Genomic DNA, 5672 nt, shown 5'->3' with positions numbered 1-5672 from the left:
TCGGCCGGCGCATCGACGCGCTGGAAGAGCGCCTGGGCGTCAAGCTGCTGCTGCGCACCACCCGCAAGATCAGCCTGACCTTCGAAGGCTCGGCCTTCCTGGAAGACTGCCAGCGCATCCTCAACGACCTGCACAACGCCGAGGCCAGCGTCTCGGCCGGCGGCGTCAAGGCCAGCGGCCACCTGCGCGTGACCGCGCCGGCCGGCTACGGGCGCAAGCACGTGGCGCCGCTGGTGCCCCTGTTCATCGAGTCGCACCCGGATGTGACGATCACGCTGGACCTGTCGGACCGCGTGGTTGACCTGGTCAACGAAGGGTTCGACTGCGCCATCCGCCTGGGCGACCTGCCCGATTCAAGCCTGGTCTCGATCCGCCTGGCCGAGAACCGGCGCGTAGTGGTCGCCTCACCCGATTACCTGGCGCGCCACGGCGTGCCCGCCCTGCCCGAGGACCTGAGCCGCCACAATTGCCTGGCCTTCGGCGCCAGCGCCAACGTGCAGCGCGGCTGGGCCTTCCAGCAGGAGGGGCGCGCCGTGACGGTCAAGGTGGGCGGTACCATGGAATGCACCGATGGCGCGGTGCTGCATGCCTGGTGCCTGCACGGCCACGGGCTGGCCTGGCGTTCGTGGTGGGAAGTCGGGCAAGAGATCGCCAGCGGACGCCTGGTCACGGTGCTCGACGAATTCCAGGCGCCGCCGATCGGCATCCACGCGGTCTTTCCGCAGCGCAAGCACCTGCCGCTGCGGGTGCGGCTGTTTATCGACCACCTGAAGAACACCTACGGCAATCCGGCTTACTGGCGGCGGGCGGAACAGGTTTCTGCCGCCAGCAGGCCACAGATGGCGGCTGGCTAGGAATTTGATCCAGGGCAATGCCGTATGCGCCACCTCTACCTACAATAAAGGCTGACAGGTGCCGTGCGGCCTGCCACCCGGCCATCCGCCTCTACGTTCATACGTCCAATACGCCCCAAAGGAGTCCAGCATGTTCAAGCACATCCTGCTACCTACCGACGGTTCGGAACTGTCCAAGAAGGCCATCGACGGCGCGCTGGAACTCGCCAGGACAATCAATGCGCGTGTTACCGCCTATGTCTGCCTGGAGGAATACCCCTACACGCCCTTCAGCGAGATCGTGGTGGAGGCGCCCCAGGCCTTCAAGGACCGCATCGAAAGCCAGGCCAAGCTGTACCTGAAGGAAGTGGAGACCGCCGCTACGGCCCAGGGCATCAGTTTCGACGCCGATATGACCACCTTCGCGGTGCCCTACCTGGGTATCATCGACGCGGCCGAGCGCCATGGCTGCGACGTGATCTTCATGGCTTCGCATGGCCGGCGCGGTCTGTCCGGCCTGTTGCTGGGCAGCGAGACGCAGAAGGTGCTGACACACACCGATATCCCGGTGATCGTGTATCGCTGAGCAACCGGCGCGGGCCGGCAAAGACGAAAAAAGGCTGGCTGCCCGATTGGGGCAGCCAGCCTTTTCGCTTTTCGTCCAACCGGCTACGCCGGTCGGGATCAGCTTCCCTTCTTGATGCGGTCTTCGATATGATTGGCGCGGTCTTCCGAGCCCGGGTGCGACGAGAACATGCTCGACTTGCCGCCATCCAGCTTGGCCAGCTTCTGGAACGCCGTGACCAGGCCGCGGGTATTGGCCTTGTTCTTGGTCAACACGTCGAACGAGTAGTCGTCGGCGGCGCTTTCCTGCGTTTGCGAGAATTGCGCGTTGATCAGCTTCTCGCCCATTTCGCCCAGTTGCGAGGACGACAAGGCAGCCACGGCGCCATTGCCGCTGGCGGCCAGCGCGCCGCGTGCCGCCATGGCGGCGTACGCCACCTGCATCTTGTTCTTGGTGTGGCCCAGTGCCACGTGGCCCAGTTCGTGGCCAACCACGCCGCGCACTTCGTCGTCGGTCATCATGTCCATCAGGCCGCTGTAGACGCGCACGCAGCCGTTAGCCATGGCCCAGGCGTTGACGTCCTTGGTCAGGTAGACCTTGGCGTTGATGTTGGACACGTCGGTCGACTGCAGGCCGGACATGATCTTGGTCAGGCGCTTGCCGTAGGTGCTGTTGGCCGCCGCGATCTTGTTGGACTTGTCGAGCTCCGCGCAAGACTGGTCGGACATGGCCTTGACATCGCCGTCGCTCAGCGAGGCCGCCTTGAGCATCGACGTGCCGGCGCCCAGCATGCCGTCGACATTGGTGCCGGCGCAGCCAGCCACAACGGCGGAAAGAGCAGCGATGGCCGCCAGGGAGAGTTTGTGCTTCATGATTGATTTCTTCTTGGGATGTGCACCGGCCAGGTTGCCGGCCAGTGACTTTTACGGACATGTGCCGGTGGCAGACCGGCGACCCCCTGCGTGCCTCTTCTGGCACACGGCCGAATCATATCGCTGAAATCCACCCAAGTGAACCAGAAATATCTGAATCTACACGGACACTTTTTTTGACATTTTTTCACGCATCGGCCCTGGCTCACCATTTCCGGGCCACTGCGGGCGGGCGCCCAAAAACAAAAAACCGCGCCGCCCCTGAGAGAGACACGGCGCGGCGCCTAATTGGCGGGCGCGATGGTCGCGCGCCCGCCAAGCTGACCAGCTGTCGAAGCTGGCGATCTAATAATCCAATACTCAGGCCACCTTCTTGTCGAAGAACTGTTCGTCCTCGGTCGAACCCTTCAGTGCGGTCGTCGACGACTGGCCGCCTTCGATGGTCTGGGTCACGGCGTCGAAGTAGCCGGTACCGACTTCGCGCTGGTGCTTGACGGCGGTGAAGCCCTTCTCGGCAGCGGCAAACTCGTTTTCCTGCAGTTCGACGAAAGCGCTCATCTGGTTGCGGGCATAGCCGTAGGCCAGGTTGAACATCGAGTAGTTCAGCGAGTGGAAGCCGGCCAGCGTGATGAACTGGAACTTGTAGCCCATCGCGCCCAGTTCCTTCTGGAACCTGGCGATGGTGGCATCGTCCAGGTTCTTCTTCCAGTTGAACGACGGCGAGCAGTTGTAGGCCAGCAGCTTGCCCGGGAACTTGGCGTGCACGGCTTCGGCAAACTTCTTGGCGAACTCCAGGTCCGGCTTGCCGGTTTCGCACCACACCAGGTCGGCCACTTCAGCGTAGGCCAGGGCACGGGCGATCGACTGCTCGATGCCGGGCTTGGTGCGGTAGAAACCTTCCACCGTGCGCTCGCCGGTGCAGAACGGGCGATCGCGCTCGTCCACGTCGGAGGTCAGCAGGTCGGCGGCTTCGGCGTCGGTACGGGCGATCACCAGGGTCGGCACGCCGGACACGTCGGCGGCCAGGCGCGCGGCGGTCAGCTTGGCGACGGCTTCACGCGTCGGCACCAGCACCTTGCCACCCATGTGGCCGCACTTCTTGACCGAAGCCAGCTGGTCTTCGAAGTGCACGCCGGCGGCGCCCGCTTCGATCATGGACTTCATCAGTTCGAAAGCGTTCAGCACGCCGCCGAAACCGGCTTCGGCGTCAGCCACGATCGGCGCGAAGAAGTCGGTGTCGCCTTTGCCTTCGCTCCACTGGATCTGGTCGGCGCGCTGGAAGGTGTTGTTGATGCGCCTGACCACCATCGGCACCGAGTTGGCCGGGTACAGCGACTGGTCGGGGTACATTTCGCCGGCCAGGTTGGCGTCGCCGGCGACTTGCCAGCCCGACAGGTAGATAGCCTTCAGGCCGGCCTTGACCTGCTGCATGGCCTGGTTGCCGGTCAGCGCGCCCAGCGTGTTGACGAAGGGCTCGGTGTTCAGCAGGTGCCACAGCTTTTCCGCACCGCGGCGGGCCAGGGTGTGCTCGATCTGCACGGAGCCGCGCAGGCGGACGACGTCATCGGCAGTGTAGTGACGCGCGATGCCCTTCCAGCGTGGATTGGTTTCCCATTCTTTTTGCAGTTTCTGAGCTTCGAGTTCGCGGGACATTGCACTCTCCTGGTGATTGAGACGGGTATGGCATAGGAAACCTGCGACGGGCTTGCCGGACTGCATTGCCGGCTTGCCGACCGGTGCACTTTCGGGGACGGTCCGGAGGCTGCATCCTGCTTGCCTCGCCACCCCTGTTTTTCGCGCCTCAGGTCATGTGTCTTATATAAGAGTGTAGGGAAACGTCCCGCGTCGCAACAGCCCGAAATGCAGTCATTGCTTTGTTTTTTTATTCTTTATAATCATATGCTTGCAAAGCATATTTCACGATACGGCAAGTGATCTTCCATCATGAGAAATGGCCGTTGTGCTGCGCATCTACATTTTTTTGCCGCACAAAACTGCTTTCCGCATTATGAAAATCAGGGATTGCGCCAGCGCGCCGGCTCACGCCTGCCGCACAGTCCCGCCTTCCCCTCCGCCTTGCCCATCCGGCATGCGCGCCTGCCGCAAAGCCAGCGGCTCCGGGCCGCCCTCGATATACCCCGCAAGATCTTTCACCATGTCAGCCATCCCGGCAGGATCCGCCAGCGGCAACCAGTGCCGCGCCCGCACCTCGCGGCGCCACCAGCGTCCGACCCAGCGCGACAGATCCTCGGACAGTGCCGGCCCGACATAACGGTCCAGCAGCGGCACGATCACCTGTACCGGCACATGCGCGTGGCGTTCGCGCGGCGAGAACAGCCTCGGCAGCATATTGGCGCGGTAAAGGGCCAGGCCATGGCGGCCGTCCGCGGCCTGGGTGGGGTTGGGGTCCGCGTCGATGCGCTCGGAGCGCTTCAGGTACGCCGGCCACGCGCGCCCCATCCACAAGCGCCAACCCAGCTCCGGCAGCCATGGCAAATGGAAGAGATAGATGTACCAGGACGACGCCATCTGACGCAGCGAGCGGGACAGCGCCGCGAGCGAGAGGCGGCGGTTTCCGCGCATCCAGTAGCCGACGTGGTCCAGGCAAGGCCCGGAGCAGGACGTGAACGACGCGATGCGGCCATGCAGGCGCGCTTCGGTGACAAATTCCCAGCACTGGATCGAACCCCAGTCATGGCCGACCAGATGCACCGGCGCGTCGGGCGAGACGGCGTCGATCACCGCGCTGAAGTCTTCCGTCAGCCTGGCCAGACGGTACGCCGGCACGCCTTTGGGCGCCGAGGAGCCGCCCGCGCCGCGCACATCATAGGCCACGACGTAGTAGTCATTGGCAAGCAGCCGCGCCACGCCGTGCCAGACCGTGCTGTTGTCCGGATAGCCGTGCACCAGCACGATCGCGCGGCGTGCCGGATCGCCCCAGGTCTTGACAAGCAGCCGCACCGCGCCCGACTGGACGAAGCGCAGCGCGGGACCGGGGGCGGGAGCATGCGTGCCCGGGTCGGTACGCACGGCATTCGGCAGGCTGGTATCGGGAGCGGGCATGGTCAACCATGACATTGAACAATGGAATGGTTGACCATGCTACGCCAAGACCCGCTGCCCCGCGAGCCGGCGCCATGGCGTTTGAAACGGATGCAAACCGCCACCGCGCGCCGGCTTGCAGCGGGCAGCAGCGGCATCAGCCCCGGGCGGAGCGGCCGTCCGCGCGCGCGCGCCGGTAAGCCACCCAGTCCCCGGAAGCGATGCGCGGCAAGCCCGCTACAGCATCCTCGCCCACGGGATACAGCAGGCAGTGCACGGATCGGCCGCCCGCCACCACCGGCCGCTCTTCACGGATGAAGAGCGAGGCCTGACCGGGGTAGACCTCCTCGATTTCATCGA

The 5672-nt window shown here is 64.4% G+C and carries 4 protein-coding genes and 2 pseudogenes; 2 read left to right on the top strand and 4 right to left on the bottom strand.

The window, feature by feature from the left end; genetic code table 11:
• A partial coding sequence (locus tag P3W85_RS40130) for a LysR family transcriptional regulator (protein WP_276268886.1) occupies positions 1-854 on the top strand: 854 nt, incomplete at its 5' end.
• Between the two features lie 130 nt (positions 855-984).
• Positions 985-1419 carry a universal stress protein gene (locus P3W85_RS40125; RefSeq protein WP_017223886.1) on the top strand — a complete coding sequence of 145 codons (435 nt, stop codon included), beginning with the start codon at positions 985-987 and terminating at the stop codon, positions 1417-1419.
• Between the two features lie 98 nt (positions 1420-1517).
• On the opposite strand, the gene P3W85_RS40120 is transcribed toward P3W85_RS40125, so the two are convergent.
• The 4 genes and pseudogenes from P3W85_RS40120 to P3W85_RS40105 all read right to left on the bottom strand — a co-directional run.
• Positions 1518-2270, bottom strand: coding sequence for a M48 family metallopeptidase (locus tag P3W85_RS40120; RefSeq protein WP_017223887.1), 753 nt, complete (start codon positions 2268-2270; stop codon positions 1518-1520).
• A 360-nt stretch (positions 2271-2630) separates the two neighbouring features.
• Positions 2631-3923, bottom strand: a complete 1293-nt coding sequence (aceA, locus tag P3W85_RS40115) for an isocitrate lyase (RefSeq protein WP_017223888.1) — start codon at positions 3921-3923, stop codon at positions 2631-2633.
• Between the two features lie 438 nt (positions 3924-4361).
• A pseudogene (locus P3W85_RS40110) lies at positions 4362-5333 on the bottom strand (alpha/beta fold hydrolase); the annotation flags it as partial.
• A gap of 136 nt (positions 5334-5469) precedes the next feature.
• Positions 5470-5672, bottom strand: a pseudogene (locus P3W85_RS40105) (gamma-glutamylcyclotransferase family protein); the annotation flags it as partial.

This window comes from Cupriavidus basilensis (assembly GCF_029335485.1).
Lineage (GTDB): Bacteria > Pseudomonadota > Gammaproteobacteria > Burkholderiales > Burkholderiaceae > Cupriavidus > Cupriavidus basilensis_E.
The sequence above is the reverse complement of the archived record's forward strand: the minus strand, read 5'-3'. Positions and strand labels throughout refer to the sequence as shown.

Excerpts from the sequence above, each read along its gene's own strand:
- P3W85_RS40125 (WP_017223886.1), top strand. The coding sequence starts at position 985 with ATGTTCAAGCACATCCTGCTACCTACCGACGGTTCGGAACTGTCCAAG.
- P3W85_RS40120 (WP_017223887.1), bottom strand. The coding sequence starts at position 2,270 with ATGAAGCACAAACTCTCCCTGGCGGCCATCGCTGCTCTTTCCGCCGTT.
- aceA (WP_017223888.1), bottom strand. The coding sequence starts at position 3,923 with ATGTCCCGCGAACTCGAAGCTCAGAAACTGCAAAAAGAATGGGAAACC.